General features: G+C 61.8%; 21 protein-coding genes and 2 tRNA genes. 8 read left to right on the forward strand and 15 right to left on the reverse strand.

Annotated features, from left to right (window positions below):
• Positions 1-84: 84 nt before the first annotated feature.
• Positions 85-2,268: a S9 family peptidase gene (locus BLT42_RS05610; RefSeq protein WP_233342340.1), complete on the forward strand. Its 2,184-nt coding sequence runs from the start codon at positions 85-87 to the stop codon at positions 2,266-2,268.
• Between the two features lie 207 nt (positions 2,269-2,475).
• Here the strand turns inward: BLT42_RS05610 and BLT42_RS05615 are convergent, their stop codons facing one another.
• From BLT42_RS05615 to BLT42_RS05655, 9 genes are all read right to left on the reverse strand, one after another.
• Complete coding sequence (locus tag BLT42_RS05615) at positions 2,476-3,093, reverse strand: energy transducer TonB (RefSeq protein ID WP_091768060.1); 618 nt, start codon at positions 3,091-3,093, stop codon at positions 2,476-2,478.
• Between the two features lie 408 nt (positions 3,094-3,501).
• Positions 3,502-5,034 (reverse strand): tetratricopeptide repeat protein, encoded by a 1,533-nt coding sequence (locus BLT42_RS05620; protein ID WP_176780268.1) that lies wholly within the window; start codon positions 5,032-5,034, stop codon positions 3,502-3,504.
• A gap of 139 nt (positions 5,035-5,173) precedes the next feature.
• Positions 5,174-5,791, reverse strand: coding sequence for an energy transducer TonB (locus tag BLT42_RS05625; protein ID WP_091768066.1), 618 nt, complete (start codon positions 5,789-5,791; stop codon positions 5,174-5,176).
• Between the two features lie 12 nt (positions 5,792-5,803).
• Positions 5,804-6,208 (reverse strand): ExbD/TolR family protein, encoded by a 405-nt coding sequence (locus BLT42_RS05630; protein ID WP_091768068.1) that lies wholly within the window; start codon positions 6,206-6,208, stop codon positions 5,804-5,806.
• Positions 6,209-6,225: 17 nt separating this feature from the next.
• The gene (locus tag BLT42_RS05635) at positions 6,226-6,636 is read right to left on the reverse strand and encodes an ExbD/TolR family protein (protein WP_091768071.1); all 411 of its coding nucleotides are present in this window, start codon (positions 6,634-6,636) and stop codon (positions 6,226-6,228) included.
• Positions 6,633-7,169 (reverse strand): MotA/TolQ/ExbB proton channel family protein, encoded by a 537-nt coding sequence (locus BLT42_RS05640; protein WP_091768075.1) that lies wholly within the window; start codon positions 7,167-7,169, stop codon positions 6,633-6,635. The genes BLT42_RS05635 and BLT42_RS05640 overlap by 4 nt, the downstream gene beginning before the upstream one ends.
• 14 nt (positions 7,170-7,183) lie before the next feature.
• Positions 7,184-8,572, reverse strand: a complete 1,389-nt coding sequence (locus BLT42_RS05645; RefSeq protein WP_091768078.1) for a MotA/TolQ/ExbB proton channel family protein — start codon at positions 8,570-8,572, stop codon at positions 7,184-7,186.
• A gap of 24 nt (positions 8,573-8,596) precedes the next feature.
• A complete protein-coding gene (locus tag BLT42_RS05650) occupies positions 8,597-9,379 on the reverse strand; it encodes a DUF3450 domain-containing protein (protein WP_091768081.1) in 783 nt (260 codons plus the stop codon).
• A 584-nt stretch (positions 9,380-9,963) separates the two neighbouring features.
• A tRNA-Gln gene (locus tag BLT42_RS05655) sits at positions 9,964-10,038 on the reverse strand.
• A gap of 256 nt (positions 10,039-10,294) precedes the next feature.
• On the opposite strand from BLT42_RS05655, the gene BLT42_RS05660 reads away from it, so the two are divergent.
• Positions 10,295-10,371 (forward strand) — tRNA-Pro (locus BLT42_RS05660).
• Positions 10,372-10,532: 161 nt separating this feature from the next.
• A complete protein-coding gene (gene sppA / locus BLT42_RS05665; protein ID WP_091768084.1) occupies positions 10,533-12,317 on the forward strand; it encodes a signal peptide peptidase SppA in 1,785 nt (594 codons plus the stop codon).
• Positions 12,318-12,387: 70 nt separating this feature from the next.
• Here sppA and BLT42_RS05670 read toward each other — a convergent pair whose 3' ends face one another.
• A complete protein-coding gene (locus tag BLT42_RS05670; protein ID WP_091768086.1) occupies positions 12,388-13,641 on the reverse strand; it encodes a DUF3667 domain-containing protein in 1,254 nt (417 codons plus the stop codon).
• 69 nt (positions 13,642-13,710) lie between these two features.
• On the reverse strand, positions 13,711-15,345 hold the full coding sequence (locus BLT42_RS05675; protein WP_233342341.1) for a peptide ABC transporter substrate-binding protein: 1,635 nt from the start codon (positions 15,343-15,345) through the stop codon (positions 13,711-13,713).
• Positions 15,346-15,476: 131 nt separating this feature from the next.
• On the opposite strand from BLT42_RS05675, the gene BLT42_RS05680 reads away from it, so the two are divergent.
• The gene (locus BLT42_RS05680) at positions 15,477-16,085 is read left to right on the forward strand and encodes a hypothetical protein (protein WP_091768090.1); all 609 of its coding nucleotides are present in this window, start codon (positions 15,477-15,479) and stop codon (positions 16,083-16,085) included.
• Between the two features lie 116 nt (positions 16,086-16,201).
• Here BLT42_RS05680 and BLT42_RS05685 read toward each other — a convergent pair whose 3' ends face one another.
• Together BLT42_RS05685 and BLT42_RS05690 are read right to left on the reverse strand one after the other, a co-directional pair.
• On the reverse strand, positions 16,202-17,110 hold the full coding sequence (locus tag BLT42_RS05685; RefSeq protein WP_091768093.1) for an ABC transporter permease subunit: 909 nt from the start codon (positions 17,108-17,110) through the stop codon (positions 16,202-16,204).
• The gene (locus tag BLT42_RS05690) at positions 17,110-18,042 is read right to left on the reverse strand and encodes an ABC transporter permease (protein WP_091768097.1); all 933 of its coding nucleotides are present in this window, start codon (positions 18,040-18,042) and stop codon (positions 17,110-17,112) included. The genes BLT42_RS05685 and BLT42_RS05690 overlap by 1 nt, the downstream gene beginning before the upstream one ends.
• Positions 18,043-18,407: 365 nt before the next feature.
• On the opposite strand from BLT42_RS05690, the gene BLT42_RS05695 reads away from it, so the two are divergent.
• Complete coding sequence (locus tag BLT42_RS05695; protein WP_091768100.1) at positions 18,408-19,352, forward strand: ATP-grasp domain-containing protein; 945 nt, start codon at positions 18,408-18,410, stop codon at positions 19,350-19,352.
• Positions 19,349-20,257, forward strand: coding sequence for an MBL fold metallo-hydrolase (locus BLT42_RS05700; protein ID WP_091768103.1), 909 nt, complete (start codon positions 19,349-19,351; stop codon positions 20,255-20,257). The genes BLT42_RS05695 and BLT42_RS05700 overlap by 4 nt, the downstream gene beginning before the upstream one ends.
• On the opposite strand, the gene BLT42_RS05705 is transcribed toward BLT42_RS05700, so the two are convergent.
• Together BLT42_RS05705 and pdxH are read right to left on the reverse strand one after the other, a co-directional pair.
• A complete protein-coding gene (locus BLT42_RS05705; protein ID WP_091768106.1) occupies positions 20,248-21,054 on the reverse strand; it encodes a DUF1499 domain-containing protein in 807 nt (268 codons plus the stop codon). The genes BLT42_RS05700 and BLT42_RS05705 overlap by 10 nt on opposite strands.
• Positions 21,055-21,080: 26 nt before the next feature.
• On the reverse strand, positions 21,081-21,749 hold the full coding sequence (pdxH, locus tag BLT42_RS05710) for a pyridoxamine 5'-phosphate oxidase (RefSeq protein ID WP_091768109.1): 669 nt from the start codon (positions 21,747-21,749) through the stop codon (positions 21,081-21,083).
• 88 nt (positions 21,750-21,837) lie between these two features.
• On the opposite strand from pdxH, the gene BLT42_RS05715 reads away from it, so the two are divergent.
• A complete protein-coding gene (locus BLT42_RS05715; RefSeq protein ID WP_091768112.1) occupies positions 21,838-22,344 on the forward strand; it encodes a hypothetical protein in 507 nt (168 codons plus the stop codon).
• A 47-nt stretch (positions 22,345-22,391) separates the two neighbouring features.
• On the forward strand, positions 22,392-23,483 hold the full coding sequence (aroC, locus tag BLT42_RS05720; protein ID WP_091768115.1) for a chorismate synthase: 1,092 nt from the start codon (positions 22,392-22,394) through the stop codon (positions 23,481-23,483).
• Positions 23,484-24,304: the final 821 nt, after the last annotated feature.

Raw genomic sequence — 24,304 nt, forward strand, 5'->3', positions numbered from 1 at the left:
TCACATACAACAAGCCAACGGGTGATTCGGATCGGTGCGGGGCTCGTCGCCCTGCTCGCCGCCGCCTGCAGCCCGGAGACTACCATGACCGCCGATAATACCACCGCGACGCCGTCCTCTGCCCTGATTGACCGCGCCCGCGGGATCGAGGCGCCAATGGCCGAGCAACGTCCTGTCGAGATTGAACAACTCGGCTTCACCCGGATCGATGAATATCAGTGGATCAAGGATGAGAACTGGCAGCAGGTGATGCGCGAGCCCGAAGTGCTCGACGCCGATATCCGCGCCCTGCTCGATGCCGAAAACGCCTATATCGACACTGTGATGGAGCCGACCGCTGCGCTACAGGAGCAGATTTTCCAGGAGATCCGCGGCCGCATCAAGGAAGACGACAGCTCGGTGCCCGAGCGTGACGGCAATTACGAATATTTCAGCCGCTACCGCGAAGGTGGCCAATACCCGATCTATTCACGCCGCCCGGTGGATCCGGTCACCGGTGAAGCCAATGGCGACGAGGAAATCCTGATCGATGGCGATGCCGAAGCGGCCGATTTCGATTATCTCGATTTCGGCGAAGTCGAGCACAGCCCCGACCATCGCTATCTCGCCTATGCCGTCGATATCCGCGGCTCCGAATATTACGAGGTCCGGATCAAGGACATCGCCACCGGCGCGATCATCTCGACCCTGACGGACGAATCCACCGGCGACTTCGTGTGGACGAATGACAGCGAGACCCTCTACTGGATCTGGCGCGACGATAATGGCCGCTCGAGCCGCGTCTACCGTCAGCCGCGCGAGGGCGGGGTCAGCGAGCTGGTCTATGAAGAACCCGATGCCGGCTTCTTCATCTCGATCGGCCTGTCGGACGGCGAGAATTATGTCGTCATCAATGCCGGCGGCCACACCTCCAACGAGATCCGCCTGATCGACGCCAATGACTCAAGTGCCGAGCCGGTACTGATCGCCCCGCGTGAGACGAATGTCGAATATTATCTGACCGAAGCGCCAGACCGCTTCTACTTCCGCACCAATCTGGACGGTGCTGTCGATTTCAAGATCATGGCGGCGCCGCTGGACAATCCGGGCCGCGAGAACTGGGTCGATGTGATCGAACACCGCCCCGGCGTGCTCGTCCTCGACCTGATCGGTTTCCAGGACTGGCAAGTGCGCATGGAACGCGAGAACGCCCTGCCGCGTATCGTCGTGCGCGAATATGCAACGGGCGCCGAACACCAGATCGATTTCGCCGAGGAAGCCTATTCGCTCGGCGTCTCGGCCGGTTATGAATACGCCGTCGATCTGATCCGCTTCTCCTATGAAAGCCCGTCGACGCCGGAAGAGACTTATGATTACAACATGCGCACCCATGAGCGTGTGCTGCGCAAGCGTCAGGAAGTGCCTTCCGGGCATGATCCGGCCGATTATGTCGTCCGCCGCATCATGGCGCCGGCGTCGGACGGGGCCCAGATCCCGGTCACCGTCCTCTACCATGCCGACACGCCCATCGACGGTTCTGCGCCACTGATGCTGTATGGCTATGGCTCCTACGGCATCACCATCCCGTCCGGGTTCCGCGTCACACCGCTCTCATTGGTCGATCGCGGCATGGTCTACGCCGTCGCCCATATCCGCGGCGGCATGGCGGGTGGCTATCAATGGTATCTCGACGGCAAGCTGGAGAATAAGGAGAACACCTTCTCCGACTTCATCGCAGCCGGCGAGGCCCTGGCCAGCCAGGGCTACACCTCACGCGGCAATATCGTCGCCTATGGCGGATCTGCGGGTGGCCTTCTGGTGGGCGCAGCGATCAATCTTCAGCCCGACCTGTTTGCCGGCGCCATCGCGGCGGTGCCCTTCGTCGACGTCGTCAACACCATGTCAGACGCCGAATTACCGCTGACCCCGCCGGAATGGCCTGAATGGGGCAATCCGATCGAGAGCGCCGAAGATTATCAGACGATGATCGCCTACAGCCCCTATGACCAGGTTCGCGAAATGGCCTATCCGCATGTCCTCGCGACCGGTGGCCTGACCGATCCGCGCGTTACCTATTGGGAGCCGACCAAATGGGTCGCGCGCCTGCGGGACCGTCGGACCGATGACGGGCTGACCCTGCTGCGCATGAATATGGGAGCCGGCCATGGCGGCGCCTCGGGCCGGTTTGACAGCCTGCGCGAGACCGCGATGAACTGGGCCTTCGCCCTGATGACGGTCGGTCTCGCCGACGGTGAAGTCGAGGAAATCGCCGCGGAAGCCCGGCAATAGGGGCTTTCGACACTGAACAGAAGAGGCCCGGATCGATCGATCCGGGCCTTTTTTTTGCGCCTGCCGCGTTGGATCAGGCCCTAGAGATGGCGAGCGGGCAGACGTCGGGCTTGCGGCCCTGCCAGGCACCAGAATGGCCCGCTGCAAGCAAGCTCGCAGCGGGCCGGTTCCGGCCGGACGGGGCCATCCGCGACGGCCGGAAAGCGCTTATTCGTCGAGGCGGAAGACCAGCTGCGTGGTCGCACCGCGATACATGACCGGCTGGCCGGCCTCGACCTGTGGATTATACCGCCAGTTCGCCACCGCATTCACCGACGCCCGCTCAAACAGCGAGCTGGTGCAATCGAGCGAACGGACGTTCGCTGTCCGGCCCTGGGGGGTAATGTCGAACAGGACAGTGCACTGCCCTTCCAGCCGGCGCTCGGCGGCGCGCGCGGGATAGGATGGCTCCACGCGGACGATGGGAGCCGGGTCGCGCTCGGTCACCACGATGCTTCCGGGTCCGCTAATCTCGGCCCGGGCGATGGTCGGCATGACGTATTCCCCCATGGTCACCACCGAGTCGACCGCGCTGGATGCAGTCTCCAGGGCCGGCGGGGCCGGTGGCGGCGCGACGGGGTCGACGATGATCAGGTCGCGCCCCCGGTCTGGCGGTGTTTCGACGGGCTCGAACTTGATGACGAGGTCGGGTGTATCGGCTTCGACTACCGGATGAACCGGCCCGATATCGATCAATTGGCGCATCAACAGGAAAAGCGCGACCGTGATGACGGCCGCGACCGGCATGATCAGTGGCATTCTGAGAGACTGAAAACTGGCTGTCATCGGACAGACCTCCCCTTGGACAGCGTTCTGGATGGCCCCGACAGACACTGCCTCTCGACCCGCCCTTCGCCCGATGGCGGGAACCGCCGACCAGGGTGAGCGCGTGCGACGCAGAGCCACAACACAGCCCCGCGCCACGATGAAATCATGATCGGCAGAGAGGGCGAAACAACGGCGGAAGCAGGAAAGATTGTGACCATTGCGGGGTCATTTGCCGGGTGACGGAGCTGACGTTTGACTGGGCCAGACCGCGAACGCCCCCCGGACGAGCAGGCCCGGCCCGCGCGATGGGCCGGCAAATGCGGCGGCGGAAGCTTCGAACTGCCGATCAGAAAAAACGCCCCGGCCAGAAGCCGGGGCGTTGATCAATTCACACTGATGCCAGAACGATCTGACAGTCAGGTCGGCTTAACCCGCTTCATCGCCCTCGCCAGCCTCTTCGGCTGGTGCTGCGGCGGCAGCAAGCTGGGCAATCGACTCGCCGAACTCATTATAGAGATCGGTACAGCGTGGCGGGACGGTGATGATGATGCGTCCATTCTCGTCCATCGTGCCGAGCAGACGGGCGGTGTTGAGCAAATCATCAACGCCGAACTGACACTCATCGCGGCGCACCCGTTCACGGATGCGGACACGATCCGCCTCAGCGCGGATCACGCTGTTGATATAGGTGATGTAACCACTCGCGGTGGAGCGCGAGTAAGGATAGCGCGTGCCTTCCTGGAAAGCTGCGAGCGCCGACTGCCGGCGATCCAGCTCCAGGCGGACATTGCCCAGAAGCGTCCAGGCCGTACCCGGACGGTCAAGACCACCCCGGTTGAGGGCGTCCTCAAAGGCGGTTTCGGCTTCAGAGAGCTGGCGCTCCTGGAACAGGGCCTCCGCCAGTTTCAGATAGTCATTGCCGTCACCAGAGAGCTGGGCGACCTGACGGAGCACTGGAATGGCGCGTTCCCATTCGCGGGCCTGACGCCACATATTCGCCAGCAGATTGAGATTGCGCTGGCTGCGCTCGACCACGCCGGCATTCATCTCACGCTCGAGAATGATGGCACCGCGATAAGGGTATCCGAAATAGCTGTAATACTGGGCGAGCGCCTCGATTTCGCGCCCCTCAGTGAACATGCCATTGATATACATGATCTTGTTGGCTTCGAACGCGTCTTCTTCGCGATCGACCTGCGCCAGCAGCGAGGCGTAGGACCGCCAATTGCTCTTTTCGGCAGGCCAGCGCTGAACCATCTCCTGGACGATTTCCATCTGCTGGGGAACCATCTCGAGTTGCTGGTAATAGAACAGCATCAGGCTGTAATCGCCGCGTTGGCGGTCGCCGGCCGGGATCATCGCCCAGAAGCGATTGGCCCAGGTCAGACCTTCGCGATAGCGCTCGGCCTGGCCATAGGCCTGGGCCAGCATGCGAGCGAGCGGCGCATTGACGATTTCGGTACCACCATCGGCCACCGCACGCTCAAGCGAAGCGATGCCGCGGGCATAGTCCTCAATCGTGATGTAGAGCTGGCCGATATTGATCCGGTAGCTGTTGATCTCGCTGGGGAGCATGGCGCCGGTCGCGATGGCGCCTTCCCAGTCCTGGATCGCCTGGGAGACCCGATCGGTGTCGTAATAGGCACGGCCGCGCAATTGCAGCGAAACCGCACGCTCATATGGATTGATGCTGGAGTTCGCCAGAGCCCGGTTCAGGGTCGTGATCGACGCGGCATATTGTTCCGCCTCCTGTTGCGCCAAAGCTTCCTGGACGATCTCCCCGATCGCCGCCGAGAAGACCCGGTCCGCAGCATTCTGATCGGATTGTTCATCCGAACGGCGCTCGCGTCTTTGCGCATCCGCTGGCGCGAACACACCGCCGGTCAGCGACACGGCGATCGCGAGCATGGCAAGCTTGCGGGTTACCCCAGTCAGATCGAAACCGCTAAAACGGATCATCGATGGCTCCTTCATACCAGTCCCGCTCCCCTGGACAGGCTTTCACAAACTGTCTGGGTGGCCCCGTTCCGGCGCACACCCGCTCCCGCAGTCGTCAATGGATGAGCGTGGTGGGCCACGCTCATCCATCGCCGTATTCCTATTGCGAAATGCGGAATTCGAATTGGGTTTCCACATTCACACGTGCCACAGGCACGCCATCCTGCACTTTCGGGCTGTAACGCCAGCGTTCGACTGCACGCTCGGCGGCACGCTCGAACAATGAACTGTCGCAGGCGATAATCCGGATATTCGTCGGCGTGCCATTCGCGGTCACGTCGAAACGAACATTACAGGTCCCCTCTGTTCCGCGCTCCAGCGCTCGCATCGGGTATTGTGGTTCGATCCGGACCAGTGGCTGGGCATCCCGGTCAGAGACCGAAAAGCTGACACTGTCACTATTCAATTGTGGTGCGGCAAAGTCGGGGATTTCCCCCATCACCGTCGCCAGACCTTCAGTCGGCTGTTCAGCCCGCTGACGGTCAATCTGTGGAGGCGGTGGCGGTGGTTCGACCTGCTGCACGTCTTCGATCGTCGTGTCCCGGCGGCGAGCCGCAATGTCCTGGACCTCGTCATTGATCGAGAAGGACAGCTCGTCGTCATTCGTCTCCGGCGGAGCGCCTTCGGTGAAGATCAGGCGGGTCATCAACAGAAAGAGTCCGACCGTCACAATGGCGGCAATCGGGATCCCGCCGATGAGGCGAATTATGCTACCCATAATCAGTCCTCCCTAGTCTTGTAACGTCGAGATCTTGACGTCGACACCCATTTCCGTGAGCAGATCCTGAACGTCGAGAATGATGCCGATATCGGCCGTCTCATCGCCCTGGATCATGGCCCTGCCCTTCGGGTTCTCTTGCAATAATTGCTCGATCACCCCACGCAGCTCGACCATTTCATAGGCCCGGCGATTGACCCAGACCTCGTTGGTGGCCGTGACGGCAACCAGCATGGACGGGTTTTCACGCTCTTCGGTCATGGCATCTGGCCGGATCACCGACACGCCCGGCTCCTTGATGAAGACGGAGGTGACGATGAAGAAGATCAGCAGAATGAAGACAACGTCGAGCATCGGCGTCATGTTCAGTTCGACTTCTTCTCCCCCGGTACTTACGCGGCTAACACGGCGCGCCATATTATACCTCCCCGGACCTAACCGTTTTCTTCGTTGCGCTGGAGCGAGACCGGAATGCCATTGGCACCCATCTCATCCCAGATCTGGACAATGATCCCGTGATCGGCTTCGTCCTCGACATCGACGAGAACCGCGCTGCCCGGCTCTTCCGAGCGGAAACGGTTCACGGCCGACAGCACCCGGTCCACATCGGTCCGGACCTGGTTGACGAAGATATTATTATCCCCATCAACCTGCACCAGAATGGGTGGTGCCGCTGGCTCATTGGTCTCCGGCGGGGTGTCCGCTGGCGGCCGCATATCGATCCCCTCTTCCGAGAGGAAGGTCGCAGTGACGATGAAGAAGATCAGCAGGATAAAGACGATATCCAGCATCGGGGTCATGTTGACCTCGGCCTGGTCGTCCGTGTGCTTGGCTCGACGTCTCATGACTGAGCTCCTTCACCAATTTCGAGCTTGTCGGCCAGGCGCGCAACACGGCGCTTGGCGAGAATCTCGATCTGGGTCGCGAAAATCAGCCCGGACAGGGATGCAACCATCCCTGCCATGGTCGGGATCGTGGCCCGGGATACACCGGCCGACATGGCCTGTGCGTCCGACGAACCCGAAATCGCCATGACGTCGAAAACCGAGACCATACCGGTCACTGTCCCCAACAATCCGAATAACGGGGCGACCGCGACGAGGGTTTTCACCAACTCGACATTCTGGTCGCAACGCTGCTTTACCTCCGAGATGAGCTGGTCGCGGATCGCATGGGCATACCAAGACTTTCGGTCTGTCCGTGCTGACCACTCCCGCAACGCCGCGTTCTCTTGTCCGCCAAAGGCGAAGTAGAAGTAGGCGAAGCGCTCGAGGATGAAGGCCCACATTACAAAGGTCGTTATCATGATAACAACCAGAACGGGGCCTCCGCGCTCGAGGAACTCCTGAAGGCCGGTAGTTACGGCCTGGAAATCCATAACGCTTCCTCCGATTAGCCTTGGCCGCGCTCTTCAGCGTGCCGTGCAACCATGCCAGCAGCCTGTTCTTCAAGCACCTGCTGCACGCCGCGAGCGAAGCTCTGCGCGAAGCTGTGAATGAACAACAGCGGAATGGCGGCAATAAGGCCCAACACCGTGGTCATGAGCGCTTCGGAAATACCGCCGGCCATGATTCTCGGGTCGCCCGTACCGAACAGGGTGATCTGGGTGAAGGTCTTGATCATCCCGGTCACGGTGCCCAGCAGACCCAGCAGCGGCGCAATACCGGCTGCCAGTTTCAGGAAGTTGAGGCCGAATTCGAGCTTCGGCGATTCCTGAAGAATGGCCTCGTCGAGCTTCAATTCCATCGTCTCGACGTCTTTGTCCTTGGCAGCTTCATAAGCCATCATGACACGGCCGAGCGGATTGCCCTTGCCAGCCTTCGACTTGCGCTTCTGACCATTGACGGCAGCCTGCGTGCTCAACAGAGCGAACATGCGGAACAGACCGAAAGTCGCGGAGATCGCCAGAAGACCGATGATCACCAGGCCAACCATGCCGGACTGATTGATACGCTCTTTCAGATCCGGAACGTCCTTGTAGATGTCCAGAAGGGCACCACGCGACGGATCGACAACACCCATGACGATCTCGTTTGGATCGGCATTGAACAGGGTCGAAGCGGCGGCAACCAGATTGCCTGGCGGCTGGGTTGGCAGATCGGTCAACGCCCATGCACCCGTGGTTTCAGCTTCCTTCCAACGTGCGAAACGCTGGTTGTTGTTGAAATTGGTGAAGGCGAGGAAAGGTCCAACGCGGGTCACAGGAACCGGCTGGCCATTGCCAATACCCGTCACCATCGAATCGAAGGTCACGACGCCTTGCTGGCCGATCATTTCGTCGATTGCACGACGCCAGATGAAATCCAGCTCCGAACGGGTTGGCAGTGTGCGGTTGGTTGCCAGGGCTTCAAGCGCATCGGCACGGCCCGGGAATTGGGCAGACACCACAGACGCATTGATGATGGCAGCGAATTCGCCCGCAGCCTGACGCGCCGCACCGAACAGCTCACCAAACGCACCCTGGCGCTGGCGAAGCTCGGTCGCGAGAACGTCGATCTCAACCTGGTTGTTTTCGAACTCAACGGTAAGCGCTGCGGCTTGCCGTTCCAGCGCGGCCATTTCGCCACGAGCCTGGCTCAACAGCGCCTGCTGCTGATTCGTGCTGCTCTGGAACTCACGCAGACGAGCCTGGTTTTCCTGGCTGGCCTCGCGGGCATCACTGCGCACGCGATTGAGAAGTTCGCTGATTGATCCGGCCGGCTGCGTCTGTCCGACAGCTCCGGCAGTGAGCGCCACACCCATCGAAACGGCGGCGGCGAGTATCTTAAAGGTGGTCTTCATCGCTTAACTCTCCGTTCCAATCCGTTACTGCGCTACCGTCGGCCCTGGAAGAGGCGCGAGGAAGACAGACGGGGTGGTGACTTCTTGAGCGATCCGGATTGCGCGGGTCACATTGGTTTCGTAGCTGCCCGGAAGTGCAACCCAGTCGCTGCCCTGGACATGGCGCATGGTCATGCGGCCATCAGGGTACTGGCGGATCATGGCGATCCGGCCGATCTGCAACACAGTCACATTGACCGGGATGCCGTCCTCGAGAATGACTTCATCGTAGGAATTCAGCGAGCGGCCATAGGACGCTTCGATGTCATAGGCGTTCAGGATGACGCGATAACGTTCAGCCGGGGAAATCTCCGGATCGTCGATCAGCTCATAGAGACGCTCGATCCGGCGAAGCCGGCCATTTTCGCCTTCGAGGCGGAATGGAAGATCAAGATTTACGAACTGTTCCAGGTTCTGGACCATTTCGCGCATCATTGGCGCCAGGTCGCGCTGAATATTCTCGACGCGGTCGATCTGCTGCTGCAGCGACCCCATCTCGGCCTGTTGCGACCGGATAAAGACCTGCTGCTGCTCAACGAAGAGCCGCTGCGATTCAATCTGATCGAGCAAAGCACGATATTCGAGTTCGATATCCGTGCGCTGATCGTCCAGTTGATCGATGCGCACCTGCGTTTGCGCACCTGCGTTCGTTCCCTCACGTGCGGTCTGCAGCACGGGTGCGAGCTGCGCAGTGGCAACTCCCCCGACGGCGGTCGCCGCAACCGCCGCCATGAGCGACGCGCGAACCATTTTCTTCAAGTCCACCATTTCTCGCCTCACAATGGTAATCGCAGGGGGCCAATACGGCTCCCCGCCCACATTAATTCGATGCTAAACCGACAAAGTCCCTGCCGGAATGGCCCCCTACCCTACATTCAAGCGACGCGCTGGCCGCCCTCGGATAACCCGATTAGCGTTCAAGTCTGCACGGATGGTTACCGTAGCTGTTTGTTACAGCCCACCCAGAAACCGCGATGGTGGTTCCATCGTCTCATTGACGCGTGCACGCCGTTGAAATCCGGTTGAACGCTAACACTAGCCAAGCGTTACGATCAATACATCATTGTGGCTGGAATGCGACCAATCGCGGCCCTAATGCAGCGTTTTTCCCCTCACGCGCTTAAATCGGCAGGGATGCTCGCCTGCTGAAGGCAGTAAGTCCCTAGCCTGGCTTTGGATTGCGGCAGGGAGTGGGAATTCGCTGTCACAGCCACTTCACAGCTGTGTGAAGCGGTCATGCATCCAGGGAGTTTGCGAGCGCGCCCAATCTTACGGAAATGTCACGAAAACAGCACCCGGCGCCGCCCGGCCCCGGGATGATTCGCTTCATGATGGATTGAATTGAAGACGGTTGGCTGGGGCGCCAGGATTCGAACCTGGGAATGCCGATACCAAAAACCGGTGCCTTACCACTTGGCGACGCCCCAACCGGATCCGCCAGCTGCGACGGAGCGGGCTAGATACCGAGTCGGAGGAGCGGATGCAACGGCTCTATGCGGTGACAGACGAGCAGATTTGCAGCTCGCCGCCGCAGGACCGGGTGAAAGCGGCCGGACAGGCGCCGGTCCAGGCGCTCCAACTGGCTGGCGCACCGGGACGTGCAGGCCTTGCACACCGGGGCTACAGGATATTTTTGGGAGATTGCACCGGCCGCGGGAGCTGGCTATAAGGCCCGCCTCGGTTCGGAGTATAGCTCAGCCTGGTAGAGCACCGTCTTCGGGAGGCGGGGGTCGCAAGTTCAAATCTTGCTACTCCGACCATCATGCCCCGCCCCGCCACACGCATGAAAGCGCGGCCGGGATCATGGCACCGCCAATCCCTCCTACCTGTCCCGTCCCGGTACTTTATCAAAGCTCTGGACAGGACCGCTTCTTGCACGGATGGTCCGGTCAACCGTGTACCCGCTTTGGAAGGCCCCCCGATGAAACAGTTCTGGATTACATTCTTTGGTTCGATATTCGGCGTTGTCGTCGGTTCGGTCCTGACCGTCGTGCTCGCCGCCTTCCTGATCGCAGGCATGCTCTTCTCGGCCGCGGCCGGCTCGCGCCCCGAGGCAAGCACGCCAGGACATGGTGCCGTGCTTGAGCTTGACCTGCGCGCCCAGCGGCTTGATTCGCCCTCGCGCTCGCCTTTCGCCTTTGCCGAACCGCTCTCGGTCGTGGACATGGTCCGCACGCTGGAGCGCGCCGAAACCGACCCGGGCGTTGCGGGCATATTCATTCGGGCCAATGAGTTCGGCCTGTCCCCGGGCATGGCCGAAGAGGTTCGCAATGCCATTGCCGATTTCCGCGCCTCCGGAAAATTCGTCATCACCCATGCGCAGGGTTTTGAAGGCACCTCCGTGACCGCCTATTTCGCGGTTGCCGGCTCCGACGAGATCTGGCTGCAGGACACCGCCAACTTCACGCCGGCCGGACTGGCATCGGAAGTCCTTTTCCTCGGCGGCATGTTTGAGCAATTCAATGCCGACCCCCAGTTCGAGCAATTCCACGAATTCAAGAATGCGGCGAATGTCTACACCCAGACCGGTTTCACCGACGAACATCGCGAAGCCACGCTCTCCTACATGAATTCCATTTTCGACACGGCGATCGTCGAGATCTCCAGAGACCGTGACATCCTTCCCGATGCCCTGCGCGGCCTGTTCGAAACGGCACCGCATTCTGCCGAAGAAGCCCTTGATCTCGGCCTCGTCGATCGCCTCGGCCATGTCATTGAGGCCCGCGAGGCGGCCCTCGCCCGCGCCGGTTCGGGCGGACATTTCCTGCCCATCCCGGAATATCGTGCGATGCTCAGCCCTCGCAGCAACGGTCCGGCCATTGCCCTGATCGAAGGCCAGGGTGCCATCGTCACCGGCAGTGGTGATCAAGGCCCGTTCAGCAATGGGGCCGGCATCGGCAGCGACATCATGTCGGACGCGATTCTCGAAGCGGCCAATGATGCCAGTGTTCGCGCCATTCTCGTCCGCGTCGATTCGCCCGGCGGCTCGGCCATCGCCTCTGACCAGGTCTGGAATGCCATTGAACGGGCCCAGGAAGCGGGCAAGCCGGTGATTATTTCCATGGCCTCAATGGCGGCTTCGGGCGGCTATTACCTGGCGGCACCAGCCGACTATATCCTCGCTCACGCCACCACTTTGACCGGGTCTATCGGTGTGCTGGGCGGCAAGGTCGCGCTTGAAGGCACGTTCGAAATGGTCGGCCTGCAATCTGAGTCGGTCTATGTCGGCGGCGAGTATGCCACTGCCTATTCCGGTCAGCAGAGCTGGACGGAGACGCAGCGCGACGCCTTCCGCGCCCAGATGGCCGACACCTATGAGGACTTCACCCAGCGCGTTGCCGATGGCCGTGACCTGCCGCTCGAGCGCGTGCTCGAAATCGCCCGCGGTCGGGTCTGGACCGGGGCCCAGGCCCTCGATCTTGGTCTGGTGGACGAGATTGGCGGCTTCCGCGATGCCGTCGATGTCGCCCGCGAACTGGCTGGCCTCGCGCCGGAAACCAATGTCCGTCTCGTCCGCTTCCCGCGCGAGCAGACACCGTTTGAAGCCTTCTCGGCCCTGTTCGGCATGTCGGCGGAAACAGCGGAGACTGCGGCGCGGATGAATGCGCTGCTAGAACTGCCCGAAGTCCGGGCGGCGATCGAGGCCCGGTCCCAGATGGGGTCCGGTCAGGCGCAATTGCGCAGCACGGCACAACCGCCGAACTGATTCAGGATCCTGGATTGAAAACTGACCCGGGGGCCCGCAGCACACGCTGCGGGCCCCGTCTTCATGGGCCTCAGACCGAGAGAATGCCGATGATCAACAGGATGAGCATGCCGATGGAGAGGATAATCCCGTAGGCTAAGTCCATGAAAATCGTCCGCAACAAGGAGGAGAACCGACCATGCCGGTACACAACGCGATGAAGCCGGTAGAGGTAATAATTCGACCAGACCAAAAAGCCCGCTCCGGCCGGTGCCGGTCCGATCACCGAACCCAGGGCCAGAACCAGGATAAAGCCGAAGAAGAGCACGGAATGGAAGTGCAGCGAGACGACCAGATGGTCGTAGAAGAAATAGCCGCGCTTGTAGAAATGGGTAATCGCCAGCAAGAGCGCATAGATCGGCAACAGGCCGAACATTAGCCTGGGCGCCCACACCTGCATCGACGCCGCGACTGATGCGCCGCCATCATCGATGATGCGATCGGCCTGGTCGGCCAAGCGCTCGCGGGCCTCGATCGGCAGTTCGTCCAGGCCGCTGATCTGCACCTCGTCCGCTTGGGACGAACCGGCGGCATCGGGCTCACCGGCGCTGTTTTCAGCCCCGTCCTCGGCGGCATCGGCGGCTGGCGGCGGCAACAGAGCCTCCCGGATCACCCGTTTGAGATCATCGGCCCCGACGGCTTCTCGCGCAGCCCGTTCCTCGGGAGTCTCGTTCGGATCGACGGGCGGGGCGAGCGCCCCCGATCCGCGCGCGATCTGCTCGGCGATCGCGGCGCGTTGCTCTTCCGATATACCCTGCCGCTCGAGCTGATCATTGAGTTCGTCCAGCGGAATTTCCCCGACCGCCGTGTCCATTGCCTCGCGGGCATCGATGGACAGAAGCGGAGCATCGGGATTGCGCTCAAAACTGTTGAAGGCGAAAACGACCAGGAAGAAGAGAACGCTCGCTGTCAGATACAGCCTGAAGGGCATCACATAGCGGGCGCGGGCGCCGGAAAGATATCGCCGGGTCAGCTTGCCGGGCTGAAACATCAGCGGCGGCAGGGTGCGCCACAGACGCCCTTCGAGCCCGAACAGCCCGTCGAGGACATCGAGCAATAAATCCCAGATCGGTCGGTGGAAGGTTTCGGCGGTCTGGCCGCAACTATGGCAAACCGGACCAATCAGCTTGGTGCCGCAATTGCTGCACAGGCCGGCGGCATGAGCCGGCTCGAATGCCGATGGGCGGGCGCGCTTCTTGCGCCGGGATGCGTGTATCGCATCGCCCAGCTCACCGCCCGCTGAATCGGCAATAATAGCGTCTGAAATACTGTCGCCGCCTGACATGAGAGCCCCCAACCTTGCCCGAATTTAGCTCAAGCTAGGTCGGGAAGCCCTCATCTGACAAGCGTGCGTTTATTCGGTCGCAGTCTCGGTGCGATCGATATCGGCAAAGCACAGGTAACGCGTCCGGTGGATATCGGTCAGATTGTCGACCCATCCGGTAACGCGTGGGTTCACCAGGTTCTTGTTGACGTAATACACCAGCGGGATGATCGGCATGTCGTCGATCAGCATCTGCTCGGCCTGTGCCAGCATGCCGCCGCGTACATCCAGATCCTGTTCCCGATTGGCTTGCTCCACGAGCGCGTCATACTCCGGATTATTATACCGGGAGTAGTTCATCGGCACCGAGCGATACTCGCCAAGAAAGAGGAAATTATACGGGTCATTATAGTCGGCAATCCAGCCGCCATCGGCGATCTGGAAGTCCGACGCCCGCAGATTGTCGTAGTGGATCTGCGTGTCATTGACGATCAGTTCTGGCTGAACCCAGTCGGCGATGGCCGACCAGTCATTCTGAACCACCGGCGCGACGCGCGGATTATCCGCAGTGGCCCGGTAGGTATATTCAAAACGGAATGGATTATCCGGACCATAGCCCGCCTCGATCAGGAGATCGCGCGCCGTGACACGGCGTTGCTCGACCGGGATATCGGCCCAGCTGGCTTCCACACCGCCCGCGTAATTGTCGATACCCGGTGGCACGAGCGAATAGGCCGGCAATTGCCCGGCACGCAGGATCTCATTGGCGATGAATTCCCGATCGATCGCCATGCCCAGAGCATTGCGCACGGCCGGGTCGGAGAATTGCTCCAGCGTCGTGTTGATGGAGAAATACACCGTGCCCATATAGGGGTGGACCCGCACATAGTCAGGGATTTCCCGGCGCAGGAATTCCATCTGCTGACCCGGGAATTCCATATTCAGGTCGAGCTCGCCATTGCGAACCCGCCGTCCGGCCGCACTATTGTCGACCGTCGGGTAATAATAGACCTCGTCAATGCACGAATTCGCATCATCAAAGAAATACGGGTTGCGGCTGAGGTGGACGAAATTATTCGTGCGCCAGTCGATCAGCTTGTAGGGGCCGTTGACCTCGATATTCTCGGGGCGAACCCACTCATCACCAAACTGCTCCACGACGTGCTGCGGCAGCGGGAAAGTGGTGTAGTGAGTCAGCAGGCCAGGCAGGTAGGGTGCCGGGTTTTCCAGGTGGATTTCCAGCGTCCGGTCATCGACCGCAACGACGCCGATCGCCTCTGGCGGAGCCTCGCCGCGGCTGACTTCAGCCATGCCGACAATCGGGTAGAGCAGCGACACATATTGCGCGCCGGTTTCCGGGTTGGCGATCCGGCGCCAGGCGTAGACGAAATCGCCCGCCGTCACCGGGGCACCGTCGGACCAGTATGATTCCCGCAGGCGGAAAGTCCAGGTCAGGCTGTCTTCGCTGACTTCCCAGCTCTCGGCCATGCCCGGAACCGGGTGGGCCTCGGGATCTTCGGTGAAGAGACCGACGAACATGTCGCCGATAATATTGTTTTCCCAGGTGCCGCTGGCCTTGTGCGGATCAAGCGACAGGGGTTCGGCATTATTGCCGCGGTGGATGACCACCTCATCGGATGGCGGAGGCCCTTCGCCACCACAACTGGCCAGAGCCAGAGCTGATGCGGATGCGAGCATGGCGAACAGTATTTTATTGCGGGTCACGATTTCGGTCTCCCCTCCCAAGGTATCCAAGCGATTCGCTGATGGTCTATCTAGCGCAACATCATCTGCCGGTCGACACTTGCCGGCGCGTCGCGCATAGTCAGGTTCAGCCTCTAGATAAGCGTGTGAACATGAACACTCGATTACTGCTTCTCACCGTCGCCATCACCCTGCCAGCGCCGGCGCTGGCACAGGCACCGTCCGCGCCGCTCGATGATCTCTTCGCCTGCGAGGCGATCACCGAGGATCTCGGTCGCCTTGCCTGCCTGGATGCGGCTGTCGCAGCCCTGCACAGCGATACGGAGTCCGGCAGCATCATCGCCCTCAACCGGGGGGATGTCGAGGCCGCAGAAGAAGCCACCTTTGGCTTGCGCATTCCGGGGCTCAGCCTGCCCTCCCTGCCTCGACTGGGCCTGCCCCGAGGCAGCGCCAGTGACCTGGCAGCGGCTGATGCGAGCACGACATCCTCGAGCGATCGTGCCGTATCACGCGACGCCAATGGCCAGATCGACCGGATCGACAATCTGGCGGTGGCCAGTATCGGCTTCAATCGCTCGCGCCGCGCCGTCGTCACGCTCGTCAATGGCCAGATCTGGCAACAGCTGGATTCGGATTCGACCCATGTCGCCCGCAGCACCGACATCAGCGAAGGCGCCAGCATTCGCAGTGCAGCACTCGATTCCTACATGATGCGCGTCGGCGATAATGGCCGCTGGTTCAGAGCCCGCCGCACGCAGTAGCGCGGCTCAACCAGACCTGCCCAGGACAATTCAGCCAGGAAAAAGGGCCACCCGACCGGGCGGCCCTTTTCCGTATTCGACTGGCTTCGGCCTGCCGGACGAGCCGCGCTGGCCGATCAACGATCCTTGGGATCAATCGCGTCACGCAAGCCGTCGCCGATGAAGTTGAGGCAGAACAGGGTCACCATCATGGTCACCGCCGGCACAATCAACGTCCAGGGCGCCACTTCCATGTCCTGGGCACCCGCAGAGATCAGCCGTCCCAGCGAGGTCAGGGGCTCCTGGACGCCGAGCCCGAGAAAGCTCAAAAAGCTCTCCGCCAGGATCACGACCGGGATCATCAAGGTCACATAGACGACGACCGGGCCCAGCACATTCGGGATGATGTGACGCTGGATGATCATCCATTGCGACACGCCCGCGGCCTCGGCCGCCTCAACGAATTCCATCCGCTTGAGGGCAATGGTCTGGCCGCGCACGATCCGCGCCATGGTCAGCCATTCAACGGCGCCGATGGCGACGAAAATAAGGATGATATTGCGCCCGAAAACCACCATCAGAATGATGACGAAGAAGATGAAGGGCAACGAATAGAGGATGTCCACGAAGCGCATCATCGCCTGATCGACGCGGCCGCCAATAAAGCCAGCCGTCGCGCCCCAGGTCACACCGATCACCAGCGAGACAATGGTGGCGACTATGCCGACCATGAGCGATACGCCAAGCCCCACCAGGGTCCGCGCAACCATGTCACGCCCCTGCGCATCGGTGCCGAACAAGTGCCAGTTCTCGAAGGTCGGCGGCACCCAGACTTCTTCGCGATAGATGGTGTCATAGTCATGGACCCAGACGCCAAGCTGACCGAGAATGGCCAGCACGACCAGCGTCCCGAGAACAATAATACTGACGACGGCAGCCTTGTTGCGCATCAAACGCGCGCGGGCATCTTCCCACAGCGAACGGCCTTTGACCGCTGCCGTTTCCATCAGTTCAGCCTTTTCGCCGGGTGTTGCAAGCGTGCTCATTATTCGTACTTCACCTTCGGATTGAGGACGCCATAAAGCAGGTCCGCGATCAGATTGAGGACGATGATGAGGCTGGCGTAAATGATCACGACACCCATCACCAATGTGTAGTCACGCTGCAGGGCCGCATCAATGAAATGCTTGCCGATGCCGGGCAGTTGGAACACGACTTCGATCACCAGTGAACCGGAAATCAGCGCGGCTGATGCCGGCCCGAGATAACTGACCAGCGGCAGGATTGCCGACCGCAGGGCGTGACGGACGATCACGGTGGAGGGCGAAAGCCCCTTGGCGCGTGCCGTCCGGATATAGTTGGAACGCAAGACCTCGATCATGCTCGCCCGCATCAGCCGGGCGATGATCGCAATCTGCGGCAGGGCGAGCGTCACAACCGGCAGGATCAACCGGTCCGGCGTCATACCGAGCCGCGGATCCAGCCCGCCGGTCGGCAGCCAGCCGAGATAGAGGCCGAAGAACAGCGCCAGGATCGGGCCCATCACGAAAGGTGGAATGCTGATCCCGACCATGGCGAAGGTCATGACCGCAAAATCACCGCTGGTGTTCTGACGCAGGGCGGCGACCGAGCCGAGGAATGACCCGCAGATGACCGCGAGGATCATCGAGCAAATGCCGATTGTCGCGCTGACCGGAAAGCCTTCTGCGACGATTTCGGCGACATCCTTGTCGCGGACTTTCAGGGATGGTCCCAGATCGCCCTGGAACAGATTCACCATGTAGTCGAGATATTGCTTCCAGACCGGCTGGTCCATGCCATAACGGGCCATGAGGAGTTGCCGCGTCTCATCAGGCATCGGACGCTCGAGATCGAACGGCCCGCCGGGCGCGGCATGCATCATGAAAAACGCGACCGCAATGATCACGAGAATCGTGGGGATGGCGATCAGAACTCGCCTAAAGATAAAACCAAACATTCTGATATAGTGCTCAATCTGAGTTTTGCCGCAGTTTCAGGCTGGCAGGCGCGATGTCAATGAAGGCTATGTCGCTGCATCGCAGCATCCTCGACGGAGAAGGGCGGAACAGCTGCAGTTCGCGATGTCTGCGGCTTGGTCGCCATCAATGCACCAGCAAGCTGGGCCGCTGCAAGCAGAAGCAACATCCATCCGATGCGCACAAGGCGCTTGCCTAGAAACCGGGCCACGTCCAAATTCCCTCTCACGAACTCAAACCAAGTTCCCGGTCACGCAATTTTCGCGCCGTCCGTGAACGAGCGTGATTTGCGTGTGTTCCCGGCATCACTAGAATGCGCCGCATGAGAACCGGAAGGGCCATAGCTATGCACCGCGCGCTTTGGTGGAGGGATTTCGAGTTCCAGGACGGCGTGGTCACAGTCAAGAAAACCGGTGCGCGCCTGCGCCTCGAACCGGGTTTGATCGGCGAAGTCCTGTCCTGGTTCCCCTTCTATCTTGTGGTCGAGGGCTGGCGTCTGCGCCGCTCGTCCCGTTCTGGGCCAAAAATCTGGTTCGCGCCGGATCGGCCGCGGCCCTGGTATCTCATCTGGTCCGTCCTGCACGTGGCCGGTGCACGAATTGCGAAAACCCCCTGCGAAGCTGACGCTGTCTTCTATTTTGACGACTCCACAACCTGCGGCGCGCTGGACTGGCCCTCCGGCCCCCGCGCCATCAATCGCCATTGCCAGAGCATTGCCAAAAGCCATGTCGGCGCAGTGTTCGAGCAGTGTTTCGGTTATGCACTCAATGTGAACCCGGCCCGGTTTACCGGCAGCCTGGTGCGCAAGTCCGAGGCGAATGGTGCCCATGACGGCCGGATCGTCCAGGGACCGTGTGCGGCGGAACCGGGCTATGTCTATCAAAGGGTGATCGATAATTCGATTGCCGGTGAGCGCGTCGAAGACCTGCGCTGCCCCACTGTCGGCGGCAGGATCCCGCTCGTCATTCTCAAGCGCCGGCGCCTGAGCGAGCGATTCGCAAACTCGAATGAGAGCGTGGAGGTCGTTGAAACCCACACCGTGCTGAGCGCTGCGGAGCAGGCCAGTCTGGCCGAGTTTGCGCGCGCCATGCAGCTCGACTGGGGTGGGCTGGATGTATTGCGCGACAAGGCGGATGGCCGACTCTACGTGGTCGACGTCAACAAGACAGATATGGGTCCGCCGATTGCCATGAAGATGGATGACAAGATACGGGTCACCCGACGGCTGGCCGCTGCCTTTCTGGAATTCCTGCGCCCGGCCCCCGCCCTGGAGCAACAAAACCAGCCATGACGAACATACCGTTTCTCCAAGAACCTGATGTCGAATACGGCGTCTGCGAGACGCTCTCCCCCATGATCCGGCGCATCACGGCGCCCAATCCCGGCCCCTTCACCTATACCGGCACCGGCGTCTACATCATCGGGCATGGCGAGGTCGCGGTCATCGATCCCGGTCCATTTGACCCGGTCCATGAGGCATCCCTCGACCAGGCCCTGGCCGGCGAACATGTCAGCCATGTCTTCGTGACCCACCATCATCTCGACCACTCTCCGCTCGCACACCCGCTGGCGGCCAAGCATGGCAGCCAGGTTTACGGATTCGGTGCCCAGAACGCGCTGCCCGCCGGCGGCGAGGTTCGTCTGGAGGCCGGCGATGATGTCGGCTTCACACCGGATATCGAAATCTCGGATGGCGAGGAATTCACCGGACCGGGCTGGACGATTGAGGCCCTGCACACGCCCGGCCACACCTCCAACCATGTCTGCTACGCCCTGAAGGAAGAGAATGTCCTGTTCAGCGGCGACCATGTCATGGCCTGGTCGACCAGCGTCATCAGCCCGCCCGATGGCCATATGGGTGATTATCTCAGAGAGCTCGCGCGCGTGCGCGACCGCCATTTCACGCGCCTCTGGCCAACACACGGACCGGCCGTCGAACGCCCGGCCGAATTCGTCCAGGCCTATATCGATCATCGGATGAAGCGGGAGCAGCAAATCGTCGATGCGCTGGCATCAAAGCCGCAATCCGTGCCGGAACTCGTCGCCACAATTTACCAGCATGTCGACAAGCGGCTGCACCCGGCAGCGGCGCACTCCGTTCTCGCCCACATGATCCACCTGATCGAGACCGGACATATCGAGAGCGAGGGCGAACCCAGCCTGACCAATCTGTACCGGTTAAGCGCTCAGGACTGAGCCCCGCCCAGCGCCTCCAGAAAGGCCTCCACCCGGTCCGCATTGCGGCCCAGATCATGGACCGGCTGGCGGGCGACAGAGCGGATATCGACCAGGCTGCCACCGGTCTCGCCGGGCCGGACCCGGACGACAATATCGTCCCGAAACCCGAACCACAGGCTTTCCGCGCCCGCTTCGAACATCCCGGCCTCTGCGGAGGCAGTGCTGACCCGCCACCCCAATTCCCGCGCCAGCTCAAGGGCCCGGGCAAAGGCGTTCTGTGTCGGTTCATCAAGGTAAAGCGTGCCGATCGCCGGATAGCGCTCGGCCTGCAGCGCCGGCAGGGCTTGCCCGTCAGCGGCGATCTTGCCGTCATAGTTCAGACTGGAATCCAGGCCGGAGCGGCGCGCGGTGAAGCCCGCCGAAAAATGCGGCGGATCCAGAACATCAGTCGTGACATCAAGCACAGCCGGTCCGGCGGCTTTGCCCGCCTCGATCTGCGTCGCCCAGGCCAGCCCCGCCGCAGCGATCAGCGATACAGCGATCGCACTGAGCCAATTGCCATGCCCCTGACTGGCCAGGAGCCGGTAAAGGATGAGAACGACCAGTGTGAGCACCCCGGCGACGAGCCCTGCCAGCAAGAGGCGCAATCCCCAGACATGGGTCATGGCGTTCAAGCCGGTCTGCCAGCCCCAGAATTCCCACTTGGTCCCGAACGCCGCGAGGCCGAACCAGAGCGGGATCACCAGAATAAGCAGCGCGCACAGAGCGACCGCTATATCGATCGTCGCCCGCAGAATTTCGATGAACCGTGTCATGCCAGCCCCTCCATTGCCGTCAATTCTCAAGGATATAACCGTGCGCTTGTCCAGGGCGAGGTCAAATCGCTCCGGGTAAAAACCAGACGGTCATGGAGCCGAAACGGACGATCGCGCCAGAATTCAATCGCCGTCGGGCGCAGGCGGAAACCGGACCAGTGGTCCGGCCTGGGCACTTCGCCGAGACCGAAACGGGCGGCCTCGCGCGCGACGGCCTTTTCCAGCGCGAAGCGGCTTTCAAGCGGCCGCGACTGGGTCGAGGCCCAGGCGCCAATCCGGCTGTCGCGGGCCCGCGAGGCGAAATAGGCATCGGCCTCGGCCGCATCGACCGGTTCGACCGCACCGCGCACGCGTACCTGCCGACGCAATGACTTCCAGTGAAAACACAATGCGGCGCCGGAATGAGCCGCCAATTGCTGCCCCTTTGCGCTGCCCAGATTGGTGTAGAAGACAAACCCGCCCTGGTCGACATCCTTCAAAAGCACCATCCGGACATCCGGGAAGCCCTCCGCATCGACCGTCGCCAGGGCCATGGCATTGGGGTCATTCAACTCTTTTTTCCGGGCATCGGCGAGCCATTCGGAGAACAGATCGAGCGGCTCATCGCGATCGAATATCTCGACGGCGTTGGCCTCATTGGTGCGGGCATAGGCTGCCGCATCCGGACTGGGCGGGATCAAATTCTTGTCGCTCATCGCACGATCTCCAACGGGAAGATGCTTTCCTACGCCCGTCGCGGGCGGCGTCAACCTTTCAGGAATCTTCTTGCGCTATCGAAGCAGGATGACATCGCGCGTTCTGACACTTGCTGCAGCCTATGCTGCGTTCGGCCTCGAGCCGGGCGCCGGGCTGATCGCAGCCAAACGCAAGTTCCGCGAGGAAGTCAAAACGCTCCACCCCGACACCACCGAACCCAGCCCGGCTGCCCTGTCCAGGCTGGCGGCCATCGTGGAGGCAATCCGCCATCTCGAAAAGCATCTGCCCTCCTGCATGGAGGTGGAAATCAATAGCGAGCAGGCCCGGCGCGGTCTGACGCGCTCCATGCGCTCCGGCGAGCGGACGATTATCGTGCGCATTCCCGCCGGCATAACCGACGGCAGCTTCCTGCAGGCGGTCGGTGAACCGGATACCAGCGTCCAGGTCCGCGTCATTGCCCTGGCACCCGATGCAGCGAGAACAGCTGAGCCGGCGGATTTCGAGCCCCTCGATGACTTCATCGAGGCCTTTTCGCGCCCCTCGGCCAATGCCCGTTTTGCGCGCTGGATCCGCAAGGCACAGTCGGCCGCGTGACGCCGGGCCTTTCGCCGACTATGCTCTGAAAAAAGCGCGGATCGGCTATGTCACACAACACTTTCGGACATTTATTCAGGGTCACCACCTGGGGCGAGAGCCACGGACCGGCGATCGGAGCCGTCATCGATGGCTGCCCGGCCGGGATACCGCTGAGCGAAGCCGATCTCCAGCCCTGGCTCGACCTGCGCCGGCCGGGAACATCGCGGCATGTCACACCGCGCCAGGAACCCGACCAGGTACGCATCCTGTCAGGCACATTCAGCGATGACCGGACCGGCGGCCCCGTCACCACCGGCACGCCGATCAGCCTGATGATCGAAAACCAGGATGCGCGCTCGAAGGATTATGGCGATATCCGCGACAAATGGCGGCCAGGCCACGCCGACTATACCTATGACATGAAATATGGCGTGCGCGATTACCGCGGCGGCGGCCGATCCTCGGCCCGCGAAACCGCCTCGCGCGTCGCGGCTGGCGGCGTCGCTCGCAAGGTGCTCGGCGACGGGATCTCCATCCGCGCCGCCCTGGTCCAGGTCGGTGCGCGACAGATCGACCGCGCGCGCTGGGATTGGGACGAAGTCTCCAATAACCCCTTCTTCTGCCCCGACGCCGCCACGGCCGAGCTCTGGGCGGCGGACATGGATGCCCTGCGCACTGAGGGTTCGTCCACCGGCGCCATTGTCGAAGTCGTGGTGTCCGGCCTGCCCGCCGGATGGGGCGCGCCGGTCTATGCGAAGCTGGACAGCGAAATGGCCGCCGCCATGATGACAATCAATGCCGTCAAGGGTGTCGAAATCGGCGCCGGCTTCGCCTCGGCCGCGATGCGCGGCGAGCAGGCCGCCGACGAAATGCGAATGGGCGAGGATGGCCCGGTCTTCCTGTCCAACCATAATGGCGGCGTGCTCGGCGGCATTTCGACCGGCCAGGACCTGGTGGTCCGCTTTGCCGTCAAGCCGACCTCCTCGATCCGCATCGAGCGGCGCACGCTCGACCGCGATTTCGACGAGACCGTGATCGAGACCCGCGGGCGCCATGACCCCTGTGTCGGCATCCGTGCCGTTCCCGTCGGTGAAGCCATGGCGGCGATCGTTCTGGCCGACCAGAAATTGCGCCATGCCGGTCAATCCGCCTTCTGACCCACGAAGATGAAGGGCGCGTTCATCCCCGGCTCATCAAGATTTGGTTAAGCTTCTTCAAACTGGGGCGAGGATTCCCGGAACGCCGTCATGAAGGAGCCTCCGACGATGACCAAATTCAGCCTGCTCACTGCCACAGCGGTCGCGCTGATCTTTCTGCCTGGCCTCGCATTTACGGATGCCGCCGAAGCGCAAAGTCGCCATGAACGCAATGGGTCGGGCCGATCTGTTTCGTCGGAAGAACAAAACCCGCGACGGACGCGTTCCGAAAATCGCAATCGCGGCAATCAACAGGCCGATCGGCGCTCGAACTCATCGCGATCGTCTGGGCAGCCCGCGCGAAACCGCGGCGGCCAGCCGGCCACGACGTCAAGCCCGCAGGATAATAGTCGCGGCGAGGCCCGCCCGCCCGCAAGCCGCTCCGACCGCAGTTCACCACGCGGTGACCGGGTCCAGGATCGCCGCTCGGATCGCACGGCTCCGCGCAGCAATCGTGGCGATCGCGCGCCCGGCCGCGGCGGCCCGGTGATGGACCGGACCGATCCTCGTATTCAGCCCGCGCCGGTTCAGGGCAGCGGCAGACGTGGCACAGGCACCCGCCGCTCCGATTCCCACCCCGGTAGTAGTGGTAGTAGTCCACGCACCGGAACATACCGTCCCGGCGCGCAGCCGGGCCGCGACGGCGCGCATAACCCGCGCGGACCAAGATCAGGATCCACCAGCCCAGGCTCACGCCCGGGTCGCGATGGAGCCTATAACCCGCGGGGTCCGAGATCCGGAACCACCCGTCCCGGCTCACGCCCGGGTCGCGACGGAGCCTA

The sequence above is a fragment of the Maricaulis salignorans genome (assembly GCF_900103475.1).
GTDB lineage: Bacteria > Pseudomonadota > Alphaproteobacteria > Caulobacterales > Maricaulaceae > Maricaulis > Maricaulis salignorans.

Excerpts from the sequence above, each read along its gene's own strand:
- BLT42_RS05610 (WP_233342340.1), top strand. The coding sequence starts at position 85 with ATGACCGCCGATAATACCACCGCGACGCCGTCCTCTGCCCTGATTGAC.
- BLT42_RS05615 (WP_091768060.1), bottom strand. The coding sequence starts at position 3,093 with ATGACAGCCAGTTTTCAGTCTCTCAGAATGCCACTGATCATGCCGGTC.
- BLT42_RS05620 (WP_176780268.1), bottom strand. The coding sequence starts at position 5,034 with ATGATCCGTTTTAGCGGTTTCGATCTGACTGGGGTAACCCGCAAGCTT.
- BLT42_RS05625 (WP_091768066.1), bottom strand. The coding sequence starts at position 5,791 with ATGGGTAGCATAATTCGCCTCATCGGCGGGATCCCGATTGCCGCCATT.
- BLT42_RS05630 (WP_091768068.1), bottom strand. The coding sequence starts at position 6,208 with ATGGCGCGCCGTGTTAGCCGCGTAAGTACCGGGGGAGAAGAAGTCGAA.
- BLT42_RS05635 (WP_091768071.1), bottom strand. The coding sequence starts at position 6,636 with ATGAGACGTCGAGCCAAGCACACGGACGACCAGGCCGAGGTCAACATG.
- BLT42_RS05640 (WP_091768075.1), bottom strand. The coding sequence starts at position 7,169 with ATGGATTTCCAGGCCGTAACTACCGGCCTTCAGGAGTTCCTCGAGCGC.
- BLT42_RS05645 (WP_091768078.1), bottom strand. The coding sequence starts at position 8,572 with ATGAAGACCACCTTTAAGATACTCGCCGCCGCCGTTTCGATGGGTGTG.
- BLT42_RS05650 (WP_091768081.1), bottom strand. The coding sequence starts at position 9,379 with ATGGTGGACTTGAAGAAAATGGTTCGCGCGTCGCTCATGGCGGCGGTT.
- sppA (WP_091768084.1), top strand. The coding sequence starts at position 10,533 with ATGAAACAGTTCTGGATTACATTCTTTGGTTCGATATTCGGCGTTGTC.
- BLT42_RS05670 (WP_091768086.1), bottom strand. The coding sequence starts at position 13,641 with ATGTCAGGCGGCGACAGTATTTCAGACGCTATTATTGCCGATTCAGCG.
- BLT42_RS05680 (WP_091768090.1), top strand. The coding sequence starts at position 15,477 with ATGAACACTCGATTACTGCTTCTCACCGTCGCCATCACCCTGCCAGCG.
- BLT42_RS05685 (WP_091768093.1), bottom strand. The coding sequence starts at position 17,110 with ATGAGCACGCTTGCAACACCCGGCGAAAAGGCTGAACTGATGGAAACG.
- BLT42_RS05690 (WP_091768097.1), bottom strand. The coding sequence starts at position 18,042 with ATGTTTGGTTTTATCTTTAGGCGAGTTCTGATCGCCATCCCCACGATT.
- BLT42_RS05695 (WP_091768100.1), top strand. The coding sequence starts at position 18,408 with ATGCACCGCGCGCTTTGGTGGAGGGATTTCGAGTTCCAGGACGGCGTG.
- BLT42_RS05700 (WP_091768103.1), top strand. The coding sequence starts at position 19,349 with ATGACGAACATACCGTTTCTCCAAGAACCTGATGTCGAATACGGCGTC.
- BLT42_RS05705 (WP_091768106.1), bottom strand. The coding sequence starts at position 21,054 with ATGACACGGTTCATCGAAATTCTGCGGGCGACGATCGATATAGCGGTC.
- pdxH (WP_091768109.1), bottom strand. The coding sequence starts at position 21,749 with ATGAGCGACAAGAATTTGATCCCGCCCAGTCCGGATGCGGCAGCCTAT.
- BLT42_RS05715 (WP_091768112.1), top strand. The coding sequence starts at position 21,838 with ATGACATCGCGCGTTCTGACACTTGCTGCAGCCTATGCTGCGTTCGGC.
- aroC (WP_091768115.1), top strand. The coding sequence starts at position 22,392 with ATGTCACACAACACTTTCGGACATTTATTCAGGGTCACCACCTGGGGC.